Origin of the sequence: Polynucleobacter sp. MWH-UH23A, from assembly GCF_040409805.1 — a bacterium.
Taxonomy (GTDB): domain Bacteria; phylum Pseudomonadota; class Gammaproteobacteria; order Burkholderiales; family Burkholderiaceae; genus Polynucleobacter.
Genome location: NZ_CP099572.1, coordinates 931,406 through 954,736 on the forward strand (window position 1 = coordinate 931,406; position 23,331 = coordinate 954,736).

The 23,331-nt window shown below is 44.2% G+C and carries 19 protein-coding genes; 14 read left to right on the forward strand and 5 right to left on the reverse strand.

All coding sequences use genetic code 11. The features are described 5' to 3' along the window. Window positions 1–3: 3 nt before the first annotated feature. The 9 genes from nuoH (at window position 4) to NHB35_RS04970 (ending at window position 8,936) form a co-directional block, all read left to right on the forward strand. Window positions 4–1,077 (forward strand): NADH-quinone oxidoreductase subunit NuoH, encoded by a 1,074-nt coding sequence (nuoH, locus tag NHB35_RS04930; protein WP_353433270.1) that lies wholly within the window; start codon window positions 4–6, stop codon window positions 1,075–1,077. Window positions 1,078–1,088: 11 nt separating this feature from the next. Further along, complete coding sequence (gene nuoI / locus NHB35_RS04935) at window positions 1,089–1,580, forward strand: NADH-quinone oxidoreductase subunit NuoI (RefSeq protein WP_215317688.1); 492 nt, start codon at window positions 1,089–1,091, stop codon at window positions 1,578–1,580. A gap of 21 nt (window positions 1,581–1,601) precedes the next feature. Further along, window positions 1,602–2,249: an NADH-quinone oxidoreductase subunit J gene (locus tag NHB35_RS04940; protein ID WP_353433271.1), complete on the forward strand. Its 648-nt coding sequence runs from the start codon at window positions 1,602–1,604 to the stop codon at window positions 2,247–2,249. Then, the gene (nuoK, locus tag NHB35_RS04945; RefSeq protein WP_114638655.1) at window positions 2,246–2,554 is read left to right on the forward strand and encodes an NADH-quinone oxidoreductase subunit NuoK; all 309 of its coding nucleotides are present in this window, start codon (window positions 2,246–2,248) and stop codon (window positions 2,552–2,554) included. The genes NHB35_RS04940 and nuoK overlap by 4 nt, the downstream gene beginning before the upstream one ends. A 2-nt stretch (window positions 2,555–2,556) precedes the next feature. Next, window positions 2,557–4,611, forward strand: a complete 2,055-nt coding sequence (gene nuoL / locus NHB35_RS04950; RefSeq protein WP_353433272.1) for an NADH-quinone oxidoreductase subunit L — start codon at window positions 2,557–2,559, stop codon at window positions 4,609–4,611. A gap of 24 nt (window positions 4,612–4,635) precedes the next feature. Then, window positions 4,636–6,102 carry an NADH-quinone oxidoreductase subunit M gene (locus NHB35_RS04955; RefSeq protein WP_353433273.1) on the forward strand — a complete coding sequence of 489 codons (1,467 nt, stop codon included), beginning with the start codon at window positions 4,636–4,638 and terminating at the stop codon, window positions 6,100–6,102. Between the two features lie 10 nt (window positions 6,103–6,112). Further along, window positions 6,113–7,612, forward strand: a complete 1,500-nt coding sequence (nuoN, locus tag NHB35_RS04960; RefSeq protein WP_353433274.1) for an NADH-quinone oxidoreductase subunit NuoN — start codon at window positions 6,113–6,115, stop codon at window positions 7,610–7,612. Window positions 7,613–7,771: 159 nt separating this feature from the next. Further along, complete coding sequence (locus tag NHB35_RS04965) at window positions 7,772–8,371, forward strand: NUDIX hydrolase (RefSeq protein WP_353433275.1); 600 nt, start codon at window positions 7,772–7,774, stop codon at window positions 8,369–8,371. Window positions 8,372–8,447: 76 nt separating this feature from the next. Next, on the forward strand, window positions 8,448–8,936 hold the full coding sequence (locus NHB35_RS04970; protein ID WP_353433276.1) for a DUF1178 family protein: 489 nt from the start codon (window positions 8,448–8,450) through the stop codon (window positions 8,934–8,936). An 83-nt stretch (window positions 8,937–9,019) separates the two neighbouring features. Here NHB35_RS04970 and NHB35_RS04975 read toward each other — a convergent pair whose 3' ends face one another. After that, window positions 9,020–10,540 (reverse strand): CoA-acylating methylmalonate-semialdehyde dehydrogenase, encoded by a 1,521-nt coding sequence (locus NHB35_RS04975; RefSeq protein WP_353433277.1) that lies wholly within the window; start codon window positions 10,538–10,540, stop codon window positions 9,020–9,022. A gap of 157 nt (window positions 10,541–10,697) precedes the next feature. On the opposite strand from NHB35_RS04975, the gene NHB35_RS04980 reads away from it, so the two are divergent. Then, window positions 10,698–11,819, forward strand: a complete 1,122-nt coding sequence (locus tag NHB35_RS04980; RefSeq protein WP_353433278.1) for an NADH:flavin oxidoreductase/NADH oxidase — start codon at window positions 10,698–10,700, stop codon at window positions 11,817–11,819. Between the two features lie 15 nt (window positions 11,820–11,834). Continuing rightward, window positions 11,835–12,830 (forward strand): tripartite tricarboxylate transporter substrate binding protein, encoded by a 996-nt coding sequence (locus tag NHB35_RS04985; protein ID WP_353433279.1) that lies wholly within the window; start codon window positions 11,835–11,837, stop codon window positions 12,828–12,830. A gap of 8 nt (window positions 12,831–12,838) precedes the next feature. Here the strand turns inward: NHB35_RS04985 and NHB35_RS04990 are convergent, their stop codons facing one another. Next, complete coding sequence (locus tag NHB35_RS04990; RefSeq protein WP_353433280.1) at window positions 12,839–14,149, reverse strand: amidase; 1,311 nt, start codon at window positions 14,147–14,149, stop codon at window positions 12,839–12,841. An 81-nt stretch (window positions 14,150–14,230) separates the two neighbouring features. On the opposite strand from NHB35_RS04990, the gene NHB35_RS04995 reads away from it, so the two are divergent. The 3 genes from NHB35_RS04995 (at window position 14,231) to NHB35_RS05005 (ending at window position 18,124) form a co-directional block, all read left to right on the forward strand. After that, window positions 14,231–14,893, forward strand: a complete 663-nt coding sequence (locus tag NHB35_RS04995) for a SprT family zinc-dependent metalloprotease (protein ID WP_353433281.1) — start codon at window positions 14,231–14,233, stop codon at window positions 14,891–14,893. A gap of 62 nt (window positions 14,894–14,955) precedes the next feature. Continuing rightward, a complete protein-coding gene (locus tag NHB35_RS05000; RefSeq protein WP_353433282.1) occupies window positions 14,956–16,047 on the forward strand; it encodes a tartrate dehydrogenase in 1,092 nt (363 codons plus the stop codon). 112 nt (window positions 16,048–16,159) lie between these two features. Next, complete coding sequence (locus NHB35_RS05005) at window positions 16,160–18,124, forward strand: tetratricopeptide repeat protein (RefSeq protein WP_353433283.1); 1,965 nt, start codon at window positions 16,160–16,162, stop codon at window positions 18,122–18,124. Here NHB35_RS05005 and dnaQ read toward each other — a convergent pair. Genes dnaQ through NHB35_RS05020 form a run of 3 tightly spaced genes read right to left on the reverse strand, consistent with a single transcriptional unit; the run spans window position 18,117 to window position 23,289 of the window. Then, complete coding sequence (dnaQ, locus tag NHB35_RS05010) at window positions 18,117–18,830, reverse strand: DNA polymerase III subunit epsilon (protein WP_353433284.1); 714 nt, start codon at window positions 18,828–18,830, stop codon at window positions 18,117–18,119. The genes NHB35_RS05005 and dnaQ overlap by 8 nt on opposite strands. Next, window positions 18,830–21,928, reverse strand: a complete 3,099-nt coding sequence (locus NHB35_RS05015) for an efflux RND transporter permease subunit (RefSeq protein WP_353433285.1) — start codon at window positions 21,926–21,928, stop codon at window positions 18,830–18,832. Before NHB35_RS05015 ends, dnaQ begins: the two co-directional genes overlap by 1 nt. Continuing rightward, window positions 21,925–23,289, reverse strand: coding sequence for an efflux RND transporter periplasmic adaptor subunit (locus NHB35_RS05020; protein WP_353433286.1), 1,365 nt, complete (start codon window positions 23,287–23,289; stop codon window positions 21,925–21,927). Before NHB35_RS05020 ends, NHB35_RS05015 begins: the two co-directional genes overlap by 4 nt. Window positions 23,290–23,331 lie beyond the last annotated feature (42 nt).

Genomic DNA, 23,331 nt, shown 5'->3' on the forward strand with positions numbered 1-23,331 from the left:
AAGATGGAAAATTTCTTAGACCTCGTTACAACTCAAGGTGAAGCTATTTTTGGGTCACTATGGCCATTAGTTTGGGCTTTAGTTCGCATCGTCATCATCGTTCTACCAATGTTTGGATGTGTTGCCTATCTAACTTTGTGGGAGCGTAAATTAATTGGCTGGATGCACATTCGTCTTGGACCAAACCGTGTTGGCCCTTTAGGTTTGTTGCAGCCAATTGCTGATGCATTAAAGCTATTGATGAAGGAGATTATTTCTCCTGCTCAAGCCAGTAAGGTTTTGTATTTCATCGCACCCGTTATGGTTATTGCGCCAGCTTTCGCAGCATGGGCGGTAATTCCTTTCCAAGCGAAGATGATGTTGGCGGACGTCAATGCTGGACTTTTATACATCATGGCGATTTCCTCTATCGGTGTATATGGTGTCATCTTGGCTGGTTGGTCATCTAACTCGAAGTATCCATTCCTTGGTGCAATGCGTGCATCAGCGCAAATGATTTCATATGAAATCGCCATGGGCTTTGCATTAGTGACGGTGTTATTGACATCCGGCTCTTTAAATTTAAGCGCTATTGTTGAATCTCAAGAGCATGGCTACTTTGCTCATATGGGTCTTAATTTCTTGTCATGGAATTGGTTGCCATTACTGCCAATGTTCTTGATTTACTTCATTTCTGGTGTTGCCGAAACCAATCGTCATCCATTTGACGTGGTTGAGGGTGAGTCAGAAATTGTTGCTGGCCATATGGTTGAGTACTCTGGTATGTCTTTTGCCATGTTCTTCCTAGCTGAATATGCCAACATGATTTTGATTGCCGCTGTTGCATCCATCATGTTCTTGGGTGGGTGGTTGCCGATAGTTGATTTGCCAATTCTGCGAGATATACCAGGCTTTTTCTGGCTGTTTGGCAAAACTTTCTTCTTGTTGTCTTGTGTTATTTGGCTGCGTGCTACATTGCCACGCTATCGCTATGACCAAATTATGCGTTTAGGCTGGAAGATCTTCATTCCAATCTCAGTATTCTGGGTAGTGGTTATCGGTGCATGGGTGGTATCCCCATGGAATATTTGGAAATAAGTTGATCAATCATGTTTAAGAAAATTTCCCAATTCCTCGATAGCTTGATGTTGAAAGACATCCTAACCGGCATGTCAATTACCGGTCGTTATCTCTTTAAACCAAAAATTACTGTTCAATACCCAGACGAAAAGACTCCATTGTCAAATCGTTTCCGCGGACTGCATGCATTGCGTCGCTACGAAAATGGTGAGGAGCGTTGCATTGGTTGCAAATTATGTGAAGCAGTCTGCCCAGCCTATGCAATTACGATCGAGACGGCGGAGCGTGATGATGGAACCCGTCGTACTACACGCTATGACATCGATTTAACTAAGTGTATTTTCTGTGGATTCTGTGAAGAGGCTTGCCCAGTAGACGCAATTGTTGAGACCAATATTTTTGAATATTTTGGCGATAAGCGTGGTGACTTGTACTTCACCAAAGAGATGCTTTTGGCTGTAGGCGATAAGTATGAAAAAGATATTGCCGCTAACCGCGCTATTGATGCGCCTTATCGTTAATCGAATCGAGCAAAAGACACTATGACATTCGATCCATCCACTTTATTTGCCATGTTTTTTTATGGCTTTGCTGGTTTGCTAGTGATTTCTGCCTTGCGCGTGATTACAGCTCGCAATCCTGTTCACGCTGCCTTATTTTTAGTTCTAGCATTTTTCTGCGCCTCTGGAATCTGGATGTTGCTTAAGGCTGAGTTTTTGAGCCTAGCATTAATTTTGGTTTATGTTGGTGCGGTAATGGTTTTGTTCCTCTTCGTTGTGATGATGTTGGACCTGGATTTAGAGCATTTACGTCGTGACTTCAAAAAATTCCTTCCTATCGCATTCTTGATGGGTGCCGTGATTGTTCTTGAGCTATCTATCGTCATCATCAGAAGTTTCATCGGTACTAATGCGCCAGTTCAGTTGATGCCCGAAGAAGTAATGGCAAGCAATACACAAGCTCTGGGTATGTTGATTTTTGGTGACTACGTATATGCGTTTGAGGTTGCTGGCGTTATTTTGTTAGTGGCTATCATCGCTGCAGTTGCTCTGACTTTGCGTAATCGTAAAGATTCGAAGTCACAAAACATTCATGATCAGGTAAATGTAGTTGCTGCAGACCGTATGAAAATCGTCAAGATGGATGCCGATATGAATGCTAAGCAAGATGCTAGAGGAGAAAAGAAATGACGATTACTCTAGCTCATTATTTGGTGTTGAGCGCCATTCTGTTTGCCACCAGTGTGATTGGTATTTTCTTAAATCGTAAGAATGTGATCGTATTGCTAATGGCAATTGAGCTGATGTTGTTATCAGTCAACATGAATTTTGTAGCCTTTTCTCACTATTTGGGAGATATGGCTGGTCAGGTATTCGTATTCTTTATTTTGACTGTGGCTGCTGCTGAAGCGGCGATCGGCTTAGCAATCTTAGTTGTGCTCTTCCGTAAGGTTGACACAATTAATGCTGAAGATCTAGACCACTTAAAAGGCTAGTCATGCAATTAACCTTAACGATTCCTGTTCTCTGCGCAATTCCATTGGCGCCATTATTTGGCTCCATGATTGCTGGTTTCTTTGGCACTAAATTAGGCGGCAACCGAATTGGTCATGGCGCTTGCCAGTTTGTAACAATTTTGGGTGTGGCGATTGCTTTCGCCTTGTCATGCAATGTATTAGCTCAGGTGATGGACGGCTTTTATTTCAATGGCACTGTTTATCACTGGATGCAGTTAGGCGAACTTAATTTAGATATTGGTTTCTTAATTGATCCATTGACGGCAACCATGATGTGCGTAGTGACATTCGTATCATTAATGGTGCATGTCTACACAATTGGTTACATGCATGGCGAAGAAGGGTACAACCGTTTCTTCTCATATATTTCCTTATTCACCTTCGCCATGTTGATGCTGGTGATGAGCAATAATTTATTGCAACTCTTCTTCGGATGGGAAGCGGTGGGTGTCGTTTCCTATTTATTGATTGGCTTTTACTTCGAGCGTCAGTCTGCTGTTTTTGCAAACATGAAGGCTTTCTTGGTCAATCGTGTTGGCGACTTTGGCTTCATTCTGGGTATTGGTTTGCTGCTTGCAAGCACAGGCTCTATGCAATATGACGTCATCTTTTCGCAGAACGCTGCATTAGCCGCACAAACATTACCTGGCACTGGCTGGAATCTCTTAACTGTTGCATGTATTTGTTTATTCATTGGTGCAATGGGTAAGTCTGCGCAATTTCCATTGCACGTTTGGCTTCCAGACTCGATGGAAGGTCCAACCCCAATTTCCGCATTGATTCACGCAGCAACTATGGTTACAGCCGGTATCTTCATGGTGTCACGCATGTCACCTTTGTTTGAGCTTTCTGATGTTGCTCTTAGCTTCATCTTGGTGATTGGTTCTATCACGGCACTGTTTATGGGATTCTTGGGAATCGTGCAAAACGATATCAAGCGCGTTGTTGCGTATTCCACGCTTTCACAGTTGGGCTACATGACAGTTGCACTTGGCGTGTCTGCTTACCCAGTTGCAATATTCCATTTAATGACCCATGCATTCTTTAAAGCCTTGTTATTCCTTGCAGCGGGTAGTGTAATTTTGGGTATGCACCATGAGCAGGACATGCGCAAAATGGGTGGTCTGTGGAAATACATGCCAATTACTTGCCTCATGATGCTACTTGGTAACTTAGCCTTAATTGGTACGCCATTCTTCTCAGGCTTCTATTCAAAAGATTCGATTATTGAAGCAGTGGCGGCTAGCCATATTCCGGGATCTGGCTTTGCATACTTTGCGGTGATGGCCAGCGTATTTGTTACGGCCTTGTATTCATTCCGCCTCTATTTCTGGGTATTTCATGGCAAAGCACGTTGGGGTCATGCAGATTCTCATGACCATCACCATGCTCATGCGGAGCAGGGTGATGACCACGCTCACCACGGTTTAGCCCCTGGAGAGAAACCACATGAGTCACCATTGGTCGTCACATTGCCTCTCATTTTATTGGCAATCCCATCAGTGATTATTGGTTTCTATACCATTACTCCGTTGCTGTTCGGAACATACTTTGGCGATTCGATCTTTATTGATCTCGCGCGTCACCCAGTCATGAAAGAGCTCGCAGAAGAATTCCATGGCCCAGTCGCTATGGCTATTCATGCATTTACTTCCCCTGTATTAGGGTTAGTTATATTGGGTGTGCTGACTGCAGCTATCGGCTATTTATGGGCTCCTAGCATGCCTGCTAAGTTTGCTCAGACTTTTGCGCCAGTCAAAAAGCTTTTTGATAACAAGTACTACTTGGACGATTTAAATCAAGCGGTATTTGCCAAAGGTCTTATTTGGATTGGCGGAATTCTATGGCACCGTGGTGATCAAAAGGTCATTGATGGCTTCTTGGTAAATGGGAGTGCTCATACTGTAGGGCGCTTTGCCGGAGTCATTCGCCATTTGCAATCTGGTTATGTTTATCACTATGCCTTCGCAATGATTGCGGGCTTAGCGGTATTACTAGCCTGGGTTTTATATGCTTACCTGCCTTTTGTTCGCTAGGCCTTTGTTATTTAAGTAGCCACTATGATTCTTTCTTACGCCATCTGGACCCCAATCATTTTTGGACTCATTATTTTATTTTATGGGTCTGAGAAGCCATCTGCTGGAGTGCGTTGGCTAGCGCTTGTTGGCTCGATTATCGGATTTATCGCAACTCTGCCATTAGTTATCAATTTTGATATCGCTAATCCTGGTATGCAGTTTGTAGAAAAGATTAGCTGGATTCCTCGTTACGATATTAACTATTACTTAGGTATTGATGGTATTTCAGTGTGGTTCATCGTATTAACCGCTTTCATCAATATTTTTGTTGTAATCGCTGCTTGGGAAGTGATTGATACCAAGGTGTCTCAATACATGGCATCTTTCATGATCCTTTCTGGATTGATGATCGGTGTATTTGCTGCATTAGATGCATTGTTGTTCTATGTGTTCTTTGAGGCAACACTGATTCCGATGTACATCATCATCGGCGTATGGGGTGGACATAACCGTATCTACGCTGCATTTAAGTTCTTCTTATATACCCTGTTGGGATCCTTGCTGACTTTGGTTGCGATGCTGTATCTCTATAACGTCACCAATACCTTTGATATCTTGGCTTGGCAAAATGCACGCCTTGATATTGTTGAGCAAATTTTGTTGTTTGCCGCTTTCTTTATGGCATTTGCTGTCAAAGTGCCGATGTGGCCTTTACACACATGGTTACCAGACGTGCACGTTGAAGCACCAACTGGTGGCTCTGTGGTTTTGGCGGCAATTATGTTGAAGCTTGGTGCATATGGATTTTTGCGCTTCTCATTGCCAATTGCACCAGATGCAAGCCAATATCTAGGGCCCTTTGTTATTTTCCTATCACTAGTTGCGGTGATTTATGTTGGCGCAGTAGCTTTAGTGCAAAAGGATATGAAGAAACTGGTTGCTTACTCATCAGTAGCGCATATGGGCTTTGTTACTCTCGGTTTCTTCCTCTTTAGTCCTCTGGGCATTGAGGGTGGCATCGTGCAAATGATTTCACATGGTTTCGTGGCGGGCGCAATGTTCTTGTCTATTGGCGTGCTCTATGACCGCATGCATACCCGTCAAATTGCTGATTACGGTGGCGTAGTGCATCGCATGCCAGCATTTACTGCATTTGCAGTACTGATGGCAATGGCCAATTGTGGATTACCAGCCACCTCCGGTTTTGTGGGTGAGTTTATGGTGATTTTGGCTGCTGTGGATTATGACTTTGTGATTGGTATCTTAGCGGCAACAGCATTGATTCTGGGCGCTGCTTATTCCCTGTGGATGGTCAAGCGCGTATTCTTTGGCGCTGTTCATAATGCGCACGTTGAAGAGTTGAAAGATCTCAATGCTCGTGAATATTTCATGATGACTGTACTAACAATTTGCGTTATTGGTATGGGTGTTTATCCAAAACCATTTACTGACATCATTCATCCAGCTGTAATTAATCTGCTGCAGCACGTTGCTGTTAGCAAACTCTGAGTAAAAGCAAATGCAAGCATTCGATCTATACGCCGTCCTGCCGGAACTCGTTTTACTACTTGCTGCTTGCGTACTGCTTGTAGCTAGTGTTTATGTCCGTGAAAAGGTAAAGTCTGTACCAGGGGTAGAGCAAGATATATTTCATACCCCGCGCGGTGTAGGTTTTGTTTACTTCTTCTCATTAATTCTTTTGGGCTACCTCTTTTTGGCATTCATTGGTCGTTTAAATGATGTTTCCTTGGTTGCCATGAATGGATTATTCCAATCAGACTCACTATCCAACTTGCTTAAAGCATGTTCATGCGGAGCGGTGTTTGTAAGCTTAGTTTATTCAAAGCAGTATTTATCAGATCGCGCTTTATTCCGCCCTGATTTTATTGTTCTAGTCTTATTGGCTTTGTTGGGTCAATTTGTTTTGATTTCTGGAGCAAATTTATTAACTCTTTATCTTGGTCTGGAGTTGATGGCTCTGCCAATGTATGCGCTGGTAGCAATGCGACATAGTAGCGAGAAGAGTGTTGAAGCGGGCATCAAGTACTTCATTCTGGGTGCTTTGGCTTCTGGTTTCTTGTTATACGGCATGTCTATGCTCTATGGTGTTACAGGCTCACTAGACCTTATTGAGATCTTTAAAACAGTTGCAGACCCACGTGTAAACCACTTGGTAATGGCATTTGGCTTAGTGTTTATCGTAGCTGGCTTGGCCTTTAAGCTTGGCGTGGTGCCATTTCATATGTGGGTTCCTGATGTTTATCAAGGCGCCCCAACAGCGGTTACGCTGATGATTGCTGCTGCTCCTAAGCTGGCTGCTTTTGCTTTGGTATTCCGATTGCTAGTAAATACCTTATTGCCGTTAATGGGCGACTGGCAGCCAATGTTAGTACTATTAGCGATTCTTTCATTGGTTGTCGGGAACGTGACAGCGATCGCGCAAACCAATGTAAAGCGCATGCTGGCTTATTCGGCTATTGCGCAAATGGGCTTTGTCTTGCTTGGCATGTTGTCCGTATTTGATGATCATGCCTTTAGTGCATCTATGTTTTATGCCATTACTTATGTTTTAACAACGTTGGGCACCTTCGGTCTCTTGATGGTGTTATCTTGCAAGGGGTATGACTGCGAAACATTGGAGGGGCTAAAGGGATTGAATAAGAAACACCCTTGGTTTGCCTTCATTGGTTTAGTAATGATGTTCTCATTGGCGGGTATACCGCCAACAGTTGGATTTGCAGCCAAATTAGGCGTATTAGAAGCATTGGTAGATGCAGAGCATACTTTCTTGGCGATTATTGCCGTAATCGCCTCATTGATTGGTGCTTTCTACTACCTTAGGGTTGTTAAGGTAATGTATTTCGATGAGCCAGCTCATGAGCAAAGCGTGTCTGGATCAGGCTTTGCAAAGGGGATATTGAGTTTGAATACCGTTCTTGTGCTGGCTATTGGTATTGTTCCAGCAAGCTTGATGAGTATTTGCTTGGACGCAATGCGCCGTACCTTGCTTGGCTCATAGAGTATGAATGCATTGTTTATAAAGGCTCCCGAGGGGGCCTTTATTATTTTCTATTCGCCATAATAAATCCGACATAATCGCGTCATGGGAAATTGCTATGCTGTGATGATAGAACGTATTAATGCGAATCAATTTGACTGCATGATTTGGTGAAATAAGATGACTGAAAAAACCTTTGATGATTTACCTATCGGCGATATGCATTTGCGTGAAGATCGGATCGATGGTGTGGATGTATACGGCGGCATCTTTTTGAATATGAAGCGCGATCAAGTGAGATTGCCAGATGGCAAGACTGCTTTGCGTGAGTATTTAACTCATCCTGGTGCCGTGGCAGTTGTAGCAATCTTAGATGACGACAGAATTTTGCTTGAGCGCCAATATCGTTATCCCGTTGCTAAGGCTTGTATTGAAATCCCTGCTGGAAAATTAGAGCCTGGTGAAGATCCGTTGTGGTGTGCCCAACGTGAACTAGAGGAGGAGACTGGCTATACCGCGGCTAAATGGAGTTATATCCGTCGTATTCATCCTGTGATTTCTTATTCGACTGAATTTATCGATATATATCTCGCCGAGGATTTATCTCCAGGCAGAAGCAGATTGGATGCCGAGGAGTTTTTGGATGTCTTTGCAGCGCCTTTAGAGCAGTTGCTTGGATGGGTTGAGTCTGGTGAGATTACCGATGTAAAAACTTCTATTTCTGCATACTGGTTAGACCGGTATCGCAGAGGCTTTATTCAGGCTAAGCCAGTTTCTTAGGGCGTTTTATGGGTAAATTCAATTCCTATTAAAATAGGAGTATTGATTTTGGTATTTTTGTCCCCATTTAGCTCTTATGAAAGTCTATAACCTCGCTTGCCCTTTAGATCATCGTTTTGAAGGATGGTTTGCCTCTGAAGAGGATTGTCTCGCTCAGCAGGACAAGGGTATGCTCGCCTGTCCTGTGTGTGACAGCACAGAAATAAGCCGCATGCCATCGGCCCCTCATATTGCAAAATCTTCTAATACAGTTGTTGGCGTTTCTGAGGATGTCAACGCAAATGTAGGATCTGGTGAAGTTGTTGCCTTAACAGGTAATGACCATTCCCAGCTAGAAGCTCAGGTTCAAGCAGCCTTTTTAAATGGAATGCGAGAGCTGATGGGTAAGTCGGAGGATGTCGGCACCGCGTTTGCTGAGGAGGCTAGAAAGATTCATTACAAGGAAGCTCCAGAACGCAGCATTCGAGGTCAAACAACTTTAGATGAGGCTGAGTCTTTAAGGGAGGAGGGCATTGAAGTGTTGGCTGTGCCGATTATTCCTGCTTTTAAAAATACACTACAGTAATTACATCTGATTCCCAAAGAAAATAGCGATCTGTAGATCGCCATTTTTTATTGCTTTGCTTCCAAGATTAGAAGCGATGCCCGTTATTTTGAGGTAGGCATTACAAATTCAGCCCCTTTGGCAATGCTTTCAGGCCAGCGTTGCATCACGCTCTTCTGCTTGGTGTAGAAGCGAACACCTTCTTTGCCATAAGCATGCATGTCGCCAAACAGAGATTTCTTCCAGCCGCCAAAGCCGTGCCACGCCATGGGAACTGGAATAGGTACGTTGATGCCAACCATGCCCACTTGAACTCGACGGGCAAATTCACGTGCAATGTTGCCGTCACTAGTGAAGCAGGCAACGCCATTGCCAAATTCGCAAGAGTTAACCAGATTTAATGCCTCTGTAAAGTTAGCAACACGTAAGCAAGAGAGGACTGGTCCAAAGATTTCTTCGAGGTAGATCTTCATGTTTGGTGTGACATTGTCAAACAAGGTTCCGCCCAGGAAGAAGCCATTTTCATTGCCGGGAACTTTAAAGCCACGACCATCCACCAACAATTTTGCGCCTGATGCTACTCCGCTTTCAATATAACCAGTGATGCGTTCAAGGGCGGCCTTGGTAACGATAGGGCCCATTTCAGCATCAAGTTCCATGCCATTTTTTACCTTGAGCGTTCTGGTGCGCTCAATTAATTTTGGCATGATTTTCTCGGCCACATCACCCACTAACACCGCTACTGAAATCGCCATGCAGCGTTCGCCTGCGGAGCCATAAGCTGCGCCAACTAATGCATCAATTGCTTTATCGATATCTGCATCCGGCATGATAACCATATGGTTTTTGGCGCCACCAAGTGCTTGGGAACGTTTGCCAAAGTGAGCGCAGCGCTCGTAGATATAGTTTGCAATGGGAGTGGATCCAACAAAGCTAATTGCTTTCACATCCGGGTTTTCGATCAAAGCATCAACTGCTTCTTTATCACCCTGAACCACATTGAATACGCCATCAGGCAAGCCTGCTTCTTTAAGTAGCTTGGCCATAAAGAGTGATGCAGATGGATCTGTTGGACTAGGTTTGAGGACGAAGGTATTGCCGCAGGCGATTGCCATTGGGAACATCCACATTGGAACCATCACAGGGAAGTTAAATGGAGTGATACCAGCAACAACACCCAATGGTTGGCGCATAACCCAGTTATCAATATCAGTCGAAACCTGTTCGGTGTAGTCGCCTTTTAACAGCTCTGGAATGCCAGTTGCAAATTCGAGGATTTCAATGCCACGAGTCACTTCACCTTGAGCATCGGTAAATACCTTGCCGTGTTCAGCGGTAATGATTGCGGCCAATTCATCACGGTTTGCATTGAGCAGTTCGAGGTACTTGAAAAGGATGCGAGCGCGTCTGAGAGGGCTTGTTTGGCTCCAGCCCTCGAATGCCTTTTGAGCAACTGCTACAGCAGCATCAGCTTCCTTGCGGCTGGCTAGGGCAACTCTGCGTGCAACAGCCCCTTTGGCGGGGTTGTAGACATCTGCAAAGCGTCCGTCTTTTGGGTTAAGGACGGAGCCGCCTACATAGTGGCCAATATCTTCTTTTGATTCAAAGGCTTGCGGTGCATTCATAGTCATTTGTAGTAAGTAATAAGGTTTTTTTGGGTTAAAAAGCCATTCAGACCAATGGTCTGCAGGACTTCTCTGTCACGTTTATTCTTCTTTTGTTATTTTATCCCTTTACGATAAATTTCGTAATTTCACTCCATATTTAGACCTTTTCCTAGCTATGAGCCTTCTTTTTTCCAATTTCATCCTTGGTTCACCACGTGGCCCGCTTACCCTCGCTAATCGCATTGTGGTGGCGCCAATGTGTCAATACTCAGCCGTTAATGGCGAGGCTACTGATTGGCACCTCATGCATTGGGGGAATTTGCTTAATAGCGGGGCTGGGTTATTCATTATTGAGGCTACTGCTGTAACTCCTGAGGCTCGCATTACGCCAGCATGCTTGGGCTTATGGGATGACAGAACCGAAGCTGCATTAAAGGATAAATTGAGCCGTGCCAGAAAACTGGCGCCAACTACACCAGTATTTATTCAATTGGCCCACGCGGGGCGAAAAGCATCCAGCGCAACACCCTGGGATGGTGGGCAACTACTTTCGGTTGATCAAGGTGGCTGGGAAACATTAGCACCATCTGCTATTCCTCAACTTGATGGCGAGCGCTTGCCGCACGAACTATCGACTACAGAGCTCAGTGCGCTAATTGATGCCTTTGTTAAGGCTGCTCAGCGTGCTGATCGCATTGGCATTGATGGGATTGAGTTGTATGGAGCCCATGGGTATTTGCTGCATCAATTTTTATCACCGATTGCTAACCAACGCACCGATACTTATGCCGGCTCTTTTGAAAATCGAATCCGTTTTCCATTGGAGTTATTTGCAGCAGTCCGCAAAGCTTATAAAGGCGTTTTGGGGATTCGTATTTCGGCTAGCGATTGGATCGAAGGGGGCTGGACTCCTGAAGAAACTGCTGAGTTTGCTAAGCGCCTCAAACCCTTAGGTTGTGATTTTGTGCATATTTCCTCAGGTGGTATTTCACCTAAACAAAAAATTGCAATAGGACCAAATTACCAAGTGCCATTCGCTAAGATTGTCAAGGATCAATCTGGCTTGCCAACCATGACGGTGGGTTTAATTACTGAGCCAGAACAGGCTGAAGCCATTTTGCAAGCAGGAGATGCTGATTTGGTTGCCTTAGCTCGAGCATTTTTGTATAAACCTCGCTGGGGATGGGAGGCGGCGGCTGCACTCGGCGCTACAGTAAAGGCGAATGAACGTTACTGGCGTTGCTTGCCTCGTGAGGCCCAGTCTGTTTTTGGTGATGTCAAAGTAGGCCAGCGTTAGTAGATAGTTAATTCAATGAATTTCCGTGGAGATGAAATGAAAGCATTTTCGATTGCAACAAAGTCCTTAATTGTGGGTCTGATGGCATTTATAAATATTGCTGTTGCTCAGTCTTATCCAGATCGCCCAATTGTTTTAGTGGTTCCAAATCCACCAGGTGGCTTAGTTGATACTTCAGCTCGCTTACTAAGCGAGCCGCTGACTCGCGTAATTGGGCAGCCAGTCGTGGTTGACAATAAACCTGGAGCTAGCGGTAATACGGCCTATCAATATGTTGCTAAAGCAAAGCCAGATGGATATACCTTATTAATTTCTTATTCTGGATATCACGTTGGCAATCCTGCCTTAATGGATAAATTACCATGGGATCCAATCAAAGATTACTCTCCGATTGCGTTACTTACTGTATCGACCAATGTGATAGCAGTGCATCCATCAGTTCCCGTGAATAATCTTAAAGAGTTCATAGCCTATGCAAAAGCAAATCCTGGCAAATTAAATTACGCTTCCCAGGGAAATGGCTCCGTATCTCATATCGGTACTGAGATGTTCAAGCAGACTACAGGTGTGGATATGGTTCATGTTCCATACAAGGGGTCCGGTCCCGCAATTCAGGATGTTTTAGCTGGCCAAGTCCAAGTATTCATCTCTACCCCGCCTTCATTAATGCAACACATTCAAAGCGGAAAGTTAAAAGGCTTGGCGGTGACTGGTAAAAATCGTCATCCTGGTATGCCCAATGTACCCACTACTGCAGAAGCAGGCCTCCCATCTTTCCAACTGGAATCGTGGGTCGGCCTATTTGCACCAGCAGGCACTCCAGCGCCTGTTGTTTCTAAGCTAACAGAGTCTGTTAAAAAGAGTCTTGCTTTGCCAGAGGTGAAAGAACGAGCAGACGCAGCAGGTGTTGAGTTACGTTATCAAAACCCTGTTGCTACTGAAGCGCTTGTGAAGAAAGAATTGCCTTACTGGAATAAGGTAATTAAATCCGCAAACATCACTTTAGATTAATAAATGCCTTATGCCTGATCTCGTAAAACGGGATCAGGTAATGCAAGCGCAAACGCTCGAGCGACACTCAATAGAAATTGATCCTGTCCGTAAGCGGCGATGAGCTGCACTCCAATTGGAAGTCCATTGGGTCCGCTTGAGACATTGAGATTAATGCAGGGTAGACCTAATAAAGTCCAGGCCCGACAAAATAGAGGGTCGCCAGTCCCTTCCTTTATCAATGGTGCTTCACCGATGGCACTAGGCGTAATGATTAAATCGACACTTTCATTGAATAAACGCTGTATGGCTTTTCGGGCTACATGAGCTTGAAGTAAGTCGCGTTTGTATTGAGTATATTCAATGGAGGCACCCTGATTAATCTGCGATGCAATCATCGTGCTGAGTTTCTTAGAAAACTGCATCCTTTCAAAAGCAAGGCTTCGCGACATTTCGCTAAGCATGATGCGTGTTTGTATTTGAGTTAGATGTTGAAGCTCGGCGGGGAGTTCAATGTCACTCACTTTACCTCTTGCAAATGATTCAGCACTAAAGCGAGCAAGTGCTAGTGCCCCACGTGTCTCTGGGCTGGCATATTGCCATTCGGGTGTTTTGTAAATCCCAATGCGTGGTTTATTGTGAAGATCAATCATTTTGGCAAGATCATGATCGCCGCTCATCGCCGCCACCCCAAGCGCTACATCCTCCACAGTTCGACCAAAACAACCAAGCGTATCAAGTGATGGGGCCAGACTCTTGACGCCTGCGGTGCTAATTTTCCCATAGCTAGGTTTGTAGCCCACAACCCCGCAGAATGATGCTGGGCGAATAATTGATCCCGCAGTTTGACTGCCGGTAGTAATTGGGACCATAAAATCGGCCACTGCAGCCGCAGATCCACTTGAAGATCCACCAGGCGTATGTTGAGAGTGATGTGGGTTTGTAGTTGGTCCGCTCTTAAATGAGGCAAATTCTGTTGTAACAGTCTTTCCAAGAACGATGCCGCCGGATTGGCGCATCAGAGCTACAGATACAGCATCAGTGCTGGGGTAGTTGTTGGCATAGATGGGTGACCCATAACTGGTGGGTAGATCGTGGGTATCAAACAAGTCTTTTATGCCTATAGGTAGACCATGTAACAGGCCCTTAATAGCACCCTTGTCTAGGGTTCTAGCGCGGGCTAGGGCGTTTTCTTTGCCCAAGCTAACCCATGCCTTCAGAACGCTTTCGCGTTGCCCAATACGATCTAAGCAGGCTAGCAGCAAATCGGTTGCTCTAATCTCCCGTTTGGCTAGCTTCTTAGCAGCTTGGGATGCACTTAGACTTTCAAGATCTTTCATTAAGGTATTCTACTTTTGGTAGCGTATGATCGCAATTTCCTGCTGTTTTCTCTCCAATTTTTCTTAACTTACTATTTTTAAATGAAGCAACATTCTGTACGTGAAGCTTGGCTTGAAGATGCCGTAAGGCACTTAGAGCCAATATTTTCAAAAGCGGGTTATGCCATTCCTCCTGTAAGAGTTTCATGTGGTTTTCCAGCATCAAGTAGTCCAAGAACAACCTTAGGTCAGTGTTGGCCTCGTGAGCGATCCGGCGGTGGTGTAAATGAGATTTTTATATCGCCAAAACTCGATGATCCAGTTCAGTTGCTAGATACTTTGGTGCATGAGTTATGTCATGCGGTAGACGATTGTTTTAGCGGGCATGGGGAGGATTTCAAGGGAATAGCTCAAACCGTTGGATTGGAAGGTCCGGCTCGTATGGCGCATGCTACAGAAGAGCTCACGGTGAAGTTGATGATGATTAGTCAGGAACTTGGACCGTATCCACATCATGCAATTGTGTTTCCGCCACCCAGACCCAGCAATGCAAGTAGAAGTAAGGCCAAGTGCGGTCAGTGCGGTTATGAAGTGACTTTATTAAAAAAGTGGGCCAGTTATGGCGCTCCAATCTGCCCAAAAGACAATATCCGTATGCAAGAGGAAGTACCTGAAACAATTGAAAATACTGCAGAAAATGATTCCGAGAGTGTTGGAAAGGGTAGAAAGGCTCCTCCTGATGAAATCCGTCGTGCAATTAGCTAGCCTTAAAAAAGTTAAAATCGAATCTTGAATCTACAAAAACACTATTTGAGACTACATCCCCCATGAATACTAAGAAAATATTCAAAAATCCTAAGATTGCTGTTATTCCAGGTGACGGCATTGGTAAAGAAGTAATTCCAGAGGGCGTTCGTGCTTTAGAGGCTGCAAATCGCAAGTTTGGTATTGGTATGCAGTTTGATCATTTTAATTTTGCAAGTTGTGATTACTATCTTAAGCACGGCAAAATGCTGCCGGATGACTGGTTTGATACTTTAATGAAATACGACGCCATTTTCTTTGGTGCTGTTGGTATGCCAGATATCTTGCCTGATCACGTTTCATTATGGGGCAGCTTGATTCAATTCCGTCGCGGATTTGATCAATATGTTAATTTGCGACCAGTACGCTTGCTGCCGGGTGTTCCATGCCCACTAGCGAATCGCAAGCCTGGTGACATCGATTTCTTTGTTGTGCGTGAAAATACAGAAGGTGAATATTCCAGCGTTGGTGGAAAAATGTTCCCAGACACTGATCGCGAATTTGTAATTCAAGAGTCGATTTTCACAAGACAGGGTGTAGATCGCATTTTGCAGTTCGCTTTTGATCTTGCGCAGAGTCGCCCAAAGAAGCATTTAACTTCGGCCACAAAGTCGAATGGTATTGCAATTACGATGCCTTATTGGGATGAGCGCGTTGAAGCCATGTCTAAGAAATTTGGTGAAGTCAGAACAGACAAATATCATATTGATATCTTGGCAGCTCATTTCGTCATGAATCCAGATCGTTTCGATGTGGTTGTTGCAAGCAATCTATTTGGAGACATCCTCTCTGACTTAGGGCCTGCCTGTACTGGCACTATTGCAGTAGCTCCGTCCGGAAGTATTAATCCAGAGGGTAAATTTCCGTCGCTATTTGAGCCGGTGCATGGTTCAGCACCAGATATTTACGGCAAGATGATTGCTAATCCGATTGGGCAGATTTGGAGCGGGGCGATGATGCTCGATCACTTGGGCTACCCAGAAGCTGGAAATGCCATCTTCTCTGCAATTGAAAAAGTTTTAGCGGCTGGGCCTGCGCACGCTCCCTTAACACCCGATCTCGGTGGTACTGCAAAGACCGATGATCTCGGTAAGGCTATTACTGCAGCAATTTAATTTATTTTTTTAAATAGACATGGCACAGCCATACGCACCCTTGCTCCAACAGATGATGCAGGAGTTTCAGGCTCAGCACCTTGAATCCGCGGAGCGGATTGCTCGTTCAATCTTGCGCTTAAATCCTAAAGATCTTGTTGCCTTGCAGGTTCAAGGTCTTGCGATGGCTATGCAGGGAAAGGTGGCTGAGTCTGTAGAGTCATTTTCTAAGGCTGCCGTATTGGATCCGAAAAATCCTGAGTTACTTAATAATCTTGCCAAGGCTCAACATGGCGCCAATCTCTTTACAGATGCTACGAGGACTTATGAAAAATTAAATCGCTTAATTCCCAATAACGCCCAAATTTTGACAGACATGGGGACTTCATATGCAAAACTGAAACAGTTTGACAGGGCAATGTCCTCATATAACAAGGCTATTGACTTGCAAGATAATTACTTTTTAGCTTGGTCAAATCGCGGAAATCTTTATGCTTCTATGAGAATGACCAATGAAGCAATAGCAAATTTTCAAAAAGCTCTGTCACTGAATCAAAATTTTCCAGAGGCATGGACAAATTATGGAAACGCCCTTTTTGATTTGGGATCCCTGAATGCTGCGCTGAACGCTCATGAAAAAGCCATATTATTGAATTCGAATTATGCTGAAGCATGGGCAAATAAAGGCAACGTCCTTCTCGAGCTAAATAGGATAGAGGAATCTTTTTATTGCTATGAAAAAGCGTATTTTCTTAAGCCATCACACCCTTATCTTTATGGGCAATTGTTGGCAGCCAAATCAAATTTTTGTATATGGGATTCTCTGGAGCCGAGCTTAGATGGTCTGCCGCAAAAGATCACGGAGGGGGGGCTGCCAGCCTCAGTTCCATTTGTATCCCTTTATGCTTCAACTAATCCCAAAATTCAAAAATTATGCTCCGAAATTTATATGACTGACAAATTTGGCTCATATATTTTTAACCCCCCAGTTCGAACTGATAAAGTCAAGAAAATTAAGTTAGGGTACTTTTCATCTGACTTTAAGGATCACCCTGTCGGGCTGCTTATGGAGGGTATTGTCAAAAATCATAATCGAGATAAATTTGAAATTATTGGCTATTTTCTTAACAGAACAACAAGTGACCCTGTTGAGATTAATCTAAAATCCCATTTTGATAAAACATATGATTTATTTGGTATGGCAGATAAAGCAGTTTATGAATTACTGACGGCAGACCCTATTGATATTGCAATCGATTTAAATGGCCATACTTCCGGCGCTAGAACCGCTCTTTTTGCTCAAGGTCTCGCGCAAATTCAGGTTAATTATCTAGGTTTTGCTGGCACAACTGGTGCCAAATGTTACGATGCGTTAATAGCTGATTCGGTCGTGATTCCACCGAGTTCTAGAGAGTATTATTCTGAAAAAATCTACTATCTTCCAAACTCCTTTTTTCCTGCCGATTCCAGCATTCATCCTGACGAGTTTGGTTTACTACCTTCGCGTGATGATGAGAACTTACCTGAAAAAGGTTTTGTATTCGCATGCTTTAATAATGCATTCAAAATTAATCATGAAATATTTGGGAATTGGATGAAGATACTTGCCTCCATAGATGGTAGTGTCTTGTGGTTATCAAAACCCTCGTCAATAGCCATTAATAATTTGCAGTCTCAAGCAGCGCATCATGGAATCGACCCCGGTAGAATAGTATTTGCTAGTCGCGTTCCATCTAGAGTTTCGCACCTTAATAGATTGCGTCTTGCAGACCTTTTTTTGGATACAAATAACTATAATGCGCACACAACTGCAGCAGATGCATTGTGGTCTGGGGTGCCCGTATTAACTCAAATTGGTAATACATTTGCAGCCAGAGTAGCTGCAAGTCAACTCACTGCAATCGGCATGACTGAGTTGATTGTCGCCAGTCAAGAAGAATACATTTCCAAAGCGGTCGAATTAGCAAAAAAACCGGAGAAACTAATTGCTATTCGTAATAGGCTTGAGGCTAATCGCTTCACGGCGCCACTATTTAATTCAAAACAATATGTTCAAGATCTCGAGCAGATCTATTTAGATTTGACAAAGTCTAGCTAGAAAGACTTGAGGAGTTCCAAACAGGATCCTTTTTACTGGACTTAGCAATTTCCGTCAGGATCTTTTCATGCTGTTCTATTTCATCAGTGCTTGCGGTTATCAGTTTGAGCTTGGTGGGTAAGGTTTTAGAGCTAGCCTCTATCTCTTCGTTATTTGCCGTGTAGTCAATTAAATCAATTGAGAGGTCTTCTTGACCTCTTGTCATGGCTATATAGACTTCTGCCAATAGCTGGGCGTCTAACAGTGCTCCGTGAAGCGTGCGATGCTCATTGCTAATTGAGAATCGATCGCAAAGGGCATCCAAAGAGTTTCTTTTGCCCGGAAACATTTGACGCGCATCGAGTAGCGTGTCGGTAATTTTTGAGGCTAAGCCTCGAAATGGAGGGCGCTTTAAGAGAGCAAATTCATTATCTAGAAAGCCTAAGTCGAAGGCAGCATTATGAATAACTATCTCAGCACCGTCCACAAACTCAATTAACTCCTCTACGATATTGGCAAATACAGGTTTGTCAGAGAGAAACTCTCTAGAAAGTCCATGGACAGCAAAAGCCCCGGCATCAATATCACGCTCAGGATTAATGTAGTAGTGAAAAGTACGGTCAGTCAGTCGACGATCAATGACTTCAACACAACCAATCTCAATGATGCGATCACCCGTCGCATGACTTAATCCCGTTGTCTCGGTATCTAGAATAACTTGGCGCATCAGGTTCCCTCGAGCACGGAGGCTGGAATATCCATTGGTCCATTACCAGCATACTTATCAAGGTATAGATAGATCACTGGCGTAATGATCAGTGTGACAAATTGAGAAAAGATCAAGCCGCCAGCAACGCTAATACCAAGCGGCTGCCGTAATTCAGCGCCAGCTCCGATTCCCAATGCAATTGGCAGGGCACCCATTAAAGCAGCAAATGTGGTCATCATGATAGGCCTGAAACGTAAAATGCAAGCCTCTCGAATAGCCTTCTCTGGAGTCATATTTTGATTACGTTGCGCATCAAGAGCAAAGTCAATCATCAAGATCGCATTCTTTTTCACAATACCAATCAATAGCAAGATGCCGATGGATGCAACGATAGTTAACTCAAAACCAAAAAGTCTTAGCGAGACAATTGCTCCAATCGCCGCAGAGGGCAATCCAGCCAAAATGGTTAATGGATGGATATAACTCTCGTAAAGCACTCCAAGTAAGATGTAGATCACTCCTAAAGCGGCAAAGATCAAAATTAACTGACCGGATTGGTTACTCTTAAATACAGCAGCATCGCCGCCATAGCTAGTAATGATGGATGGAGGAAGATCTATTTGCTTGGTGTATTGCTCAATTTTTTTAGTGGCATCACCCAAGAAGACATCGGGTGCCAAGTTAAACGATAGGGTTACCGCTGGGATTTGACCCTGGTGATTTACTGCTGTTGGACCAATTGATCGATTAAAGGTGGCTAAGCTTGATAAAGGAATTAACTTATCGGTAGCGCGACCCCGCACAAAAATCTTATTCAGATCTGTCTCGAATTGGCGATCATCTTCAGAAGCCTCAAGAATCACATAGTAGGTATTCACAGGAGTATAGATGGTGGAAACCTGCTTCTCGCCATAGGCTGTATACAAGGCAGTACGGATGTCGGCAATCGATACACCAGCACTAGCAGCTTTCTCGCGATTGATATCAATCTTGACATTCAAGCCCTTGAGCTGCGAGTCACTGGTAACGTCTCTGAACATCGGATCGGCACGCATTTTTTGCATGAGCTTATCCGCCCATTCATTGACACCGTCAAAACCAACACTTTGCAAAATAAATTGATAACGAGATTTACTGCTCTTACCGCCTAACTGTAAATTTTGCACAGGTCGCATATACACCTGTAAACCAGGAATCTCTTTGAACTTTGCACGCAACCCTTCCATGACTTTGGACATTTTTTGACGTTCCGCTTTGTCCTTGAGTAGGATGAAGATACGTCCAGTATTGGTTCCAGAACTTGCGCCGCCACCGACGACGGAGATGGAGCTGGCAACATTAGGATCAGTGCTTACCAGTTCAGCCGCTTTATCTTGCAATGCAAGCATTGCCCTAAAAGAAATATCCTCAGAAGCTTCTGTCGTTGCCAAGATTTGACCAATATCTTCTTCGGGAAAGAAACCTTTTGGGCTGCTTACAAACAATACAACCGTGATCACAAAAGTTGATGCGGCACCCCATAAGACCTTTTTACGATTCGCTAAAGCTAGGTCTAAATAATGAATGTAGGTTTTGAGCATCCATTCAAATACGCGATCAAATTTCTTGTTGATTTCATATTCCTTTGCGTGCTGACCGGGCTTTGGTAAGAAGCGGCTGCAGAGCATTGGAACAACAGTGAGAGAAACGACGGCTGATACCAAAATCGAGAGTGATACCACTACTGCAAATTCTCTAAAGAGCAGACCGATAGGCCCCGCCATGAAGAAAAGAGGGATGAACACTGCTACAAGCGATATGGAGATGGAGATAATCGTGAAACCCACTTCTTTACTGCCTTTGAGGGAGGCCTTAAGAGGATCCATACCTTCTTCAACATAGCGCATGATGTTCTCTAGCACCACAATCGCGTCATCTACCACTAAGCCCACTGCTAGGGTAATGCCTAGCAAGGATATGTTGTCTAAGCTGTAACCCAAGAAATACAGCAAGAAAAATGCGCCAATCAAGGAAATTGGCAGGCTAATTGAAGGAATGATGGTGGCGGAAACGTGCTTAAGAAATAAAAAAATAACCAACACAACTAACAAGACAGTTAATGCTAGCGTGTAATTGACATCATGAATCGCCTCAATAATCGAAAGAGATCTATCGTTTACAAATTGCAGCTTGATTGACTCTGGCATTTGTTTTTGTAACTGAGGGAGTAACTCCTTCACCGACTTAACAACTTCAACAGTATTAGCGCTTGGCTGTCGCAAGATCGCTATTGCAATTGAGCGCTCGCCATTTGCAGAGGCGAGTGTTTTAACATCCTCGTAGCTCTCCATGACGTCTGCGACATCTTTAAGGTAAATAGGCAGACCATTTTTTTGGCTGATGATGAGATTGCCAAATTCTTCAGGGCGAACTAGTTGGGGGTTGGCGTAGATGGTGATGGATTGACGAGGACCATCTAATACGCCTACTGGACTATTTGAGTTAGCTTTGTTGATGGCAACAGCTACATCATCCATGGTGAGATTGCGATTAGCTAAGGCATCTGGATGAATTCGTACGCGAACTGCGTAGCGTTTTGCGCCATAGACAAGAACTTGTGCGACACCGCTAATGGTCGAGATATTTGGGGAAAGTAGGTTTTCTGCATAGGCATTCAGGTCAGATAAATTGACCGAGGGCGAGCTCAAACGAACAATTAATACTGGGGTGTCCGCGGGGTTGACTTTGCGGTATGACGGTGGAATCGTCATTTCAATTGGTAAGCGCTTTTGTGCACGAAGGAGTGCAGCCTGAACATCTACAGCAGCCTTATCAATATCACGATCATTATTAAATTCCAAAGTAATGCTTGTGCTACCAAGAAAGTTGGTAGAACTAATTACCGAAATGCCATCAATGGTGGAAAACTCTTTTTCTAGAGGTAACGCAACAGAGGATGCCATATTCTCAGGTGAAGCTCCCGGTAGTGAGGCGCTGACTGAGATGATTGGGGAGTTAAAGCTTGGAAGTGCCGCAACAGGAATTTTGAGATAGGCAACAGTACCAGCAATGATGGTTGCAATAGAGAGCAACACCGTCATCACGGGGCGGCGTATACATAACTCAGATAAGGTCATTTTTTATCTACAGGAGACGTGGGTGTTGGCTGAGCTACTGGTGCTGTTGCAGGTGCGCTCTTTGATTCACGAGTTTTACCACCAGGACGTAAGTTCTGCTTACCCTCTACAACTACCTTATCGCCAGCCTGAATACCGGTGATAACCGAAGACCCTTGGTACTCATAAATAACCTTAATAGGGATCATGCTGGCCTTCCCATCTTTATCCAAGGTAAATACAAATTTGCCGCGAGGATTAATTACTACAGCTTGTGATGGCACAGACAGAGCATCTTTGAGATCGCTAGCCACTAGCGAAACACGTGCAAACTGACCCGGTAGCAATGTCATGCCTTCATTGGGGATTTGTGCTTTTACTCGAACTGCTGCTATAGAGGGGTCAACTTGGTTATCAACAACTAGCACGGTGCCTTCATAAGTCTTCTTACTGCTGTCGCCAACGGTAACTTTGACCTTAAGTGGTTCACCGTCTAGCTGATTTTCTAAAATCGTTGGGATATCTTTTTCTGGAATAACAAATTGAACATTGATTGGATTTAGCTGGGTGATGGTAACCATGGCGCCAACACTCGATGTTGCTGTTGAACTGGTTGCTGTGGTTACTACGTTACTAGCCTGAACCAATGAGCCAGGGAATACATTGACTATGCCAGCACGGCCATCGATTGGGGATTTAATGTAATCAAAAGATAGTTGTACTTCAGCTGCCTTGGCTGCCGCCTCTGCTGATTTGGCATTGGCGTATGAGGTCTCAAGACCAGCTTTGGAGATAAAGTTCTTCGCAACTAGCTCTTTGGCACGCAGATACTGCTTCTGAGCATCGTCGGCTAGCGCTTTGAGCTTTTCGTAGTTTGCCTTGTCATTGCGATCATCCAGCGTAAAGAGTAAATCGCCCGCTTTAACCTCTTGACCGTCTTTTACATTTACTTTGGCTACTGTATTTGTAACCATCGGACGAATATCTACGATGCTATTGGAGACAATTGTTCCAGTTGCTTCAATGATGAGAGGAATATCTTTTTTCTCGACAACAATCGTTGTAACAGTAACTGGACCACCTGCTTTATCCGCGGCTGGGAAAAAGTAGTCAAACGCTTTGGATCCTGCATACAGAACAATCAGCAGCAATAGAATGCGCCATTTGTACTGAATTGCAAATGTCTTGATCGTGTGTAAATTCTGCTTTTTAAGCTTGCTCGCGTATGGACTTGCTTTCGCCCAAAGACTGCATAGGCGAGCCTTAGTAAAACCTTTTAGTCCGACTAATTTGGCAAGCAAGCGATCCAGGGTAGATTCAATTTTTGACACAGTCTCGTATTTCTTTGTTTTATATGGATTAAAAACCCATTTTGGGTTCATTAAAGCTTGCCCATTCTCTCATAAGAGTGCGAAAAACGCGCT

Bases quoted from the DNA above. Each gene is read 5' to 3' on its own strand.
- nuoH (WP_353433270.1), top strand. From the start codon at position 4: ATGGAAAATTTCTTAGACCTCGTTACAACTCAAGGTGAAGCTATTTTT.
- nuoI (WP_215317688.1), top strand. From the start codon at position 1,089: ATGTTTAAGAAAATTTCCCAATTCCTCGATAGCTTGATGTTGAAAGAC.
- NHB35_RS04940 (WP_353433271.1), top strand. From the start codon at position 1,602: ATGACATTCGATCCATCCACTTTATTTGCCATGTTTTTTTATGGCTTT.
- nuoK (WP_114638655.1), top strand. From the start codon at position 2,246: ATGACGATTACTCTAGCTCATTATTTGGTGTTGAGCGCCATTCTGTTT.
- nuoL (WP_353433272.1), top strand. From the start codon at position 2,557: ATGCAATTAACCTTAACGATTCCTGTTCTCTGCGCAATTCCATTGGCG.
- NHB35_RS04955 (WP_353433273.1), top strand. From the start codon at position 4,636: ATGATTCTTTCTTACGCCATCTGGACCCCAATCATTTTTGGACTCATT.
- nuoN (WP_353433274.1), top strand. From the start codon at position 6,113: ATGCAAGCATTCGATCTATACGCCGTCCTGCCGGAACTCGTTTTACTA.
- NHB35_RS04965 (WP_353433275.1), top strand. From the start codon at position 7,772: ATGACTGAAAAAACCTTTGATGATTTACCTATCGGCGATATGCATTTG.
- NHB35_RS04970 (WP_353433276.1), top strand. From the start codon at position 8,448: ATGAAAGTCTATAACCTCGCTTGCCCTTTAGATCATCGTTTTGAAGGA.
- NHB35_RS04975 (WP_353433277.1), bottom strand. From the start codon at position 10,540: ATGAATGCACCGCAAGCCTTTGAATCAAAAGAAGATATTGGCCACTAT.
- NHB35_RS04980 (WP_353433278.1), top strand. From the start codon at position 10,698: ATGAGCCTTCTTTTTTCCAATTTCATCCTTGGTTCACCACGTGGCCCG.
- NHB35_RS04985 (WP_353433279.1), top strand. From the start codon at position 11,835: ATGAATTTCCGTGGAGATGAAATGAAAGCATTTTCGATTGCAACAAAG.
- NHB35_RS04990 (WP_353433280.1), bottom strand. From the start codon at position 14,149: ATGAAAGATCTTGAAAGTCTAAGTGCATCCCAAGCTGCTAAGAAGCTA.
- NHB35_RS04995 (WP_353433281.1), top strand. From the start codon at position 14,231: ATGAAGCAACATTCTGTACGTGAAGCTTGGCTTGAAGATGCCGTAAGG.
- NHB35_RS05000 (WP_353433282.1), top strand. From the start codon at position 14,956: ATGAATACTAAGAAAATATTCAAAAATCCTAAGATTGCTGTTATTCCA.
- dnaQ (WP_353433284.1), bottom strand. From the start codon at position 18,830: ATGCGCCAAGTTATTCTAGATACCGAGACAACGGGATTAAGTCATGCG.
- NHB35_RS05015 (WP_353433285.1), bottom strand. From the start codon at position 21,928: ATGACCTTATCTGAGTTATGTATACGCCGCCCCGTGATGACGGTGTTG.
- NHB35_RS05020 (WP_353433286.1), bottom strand. From the start codon at position 23,289: ATGAACCCAAAATGGGTTTTTAATCCATATAAAACAAAGAAATACGAG.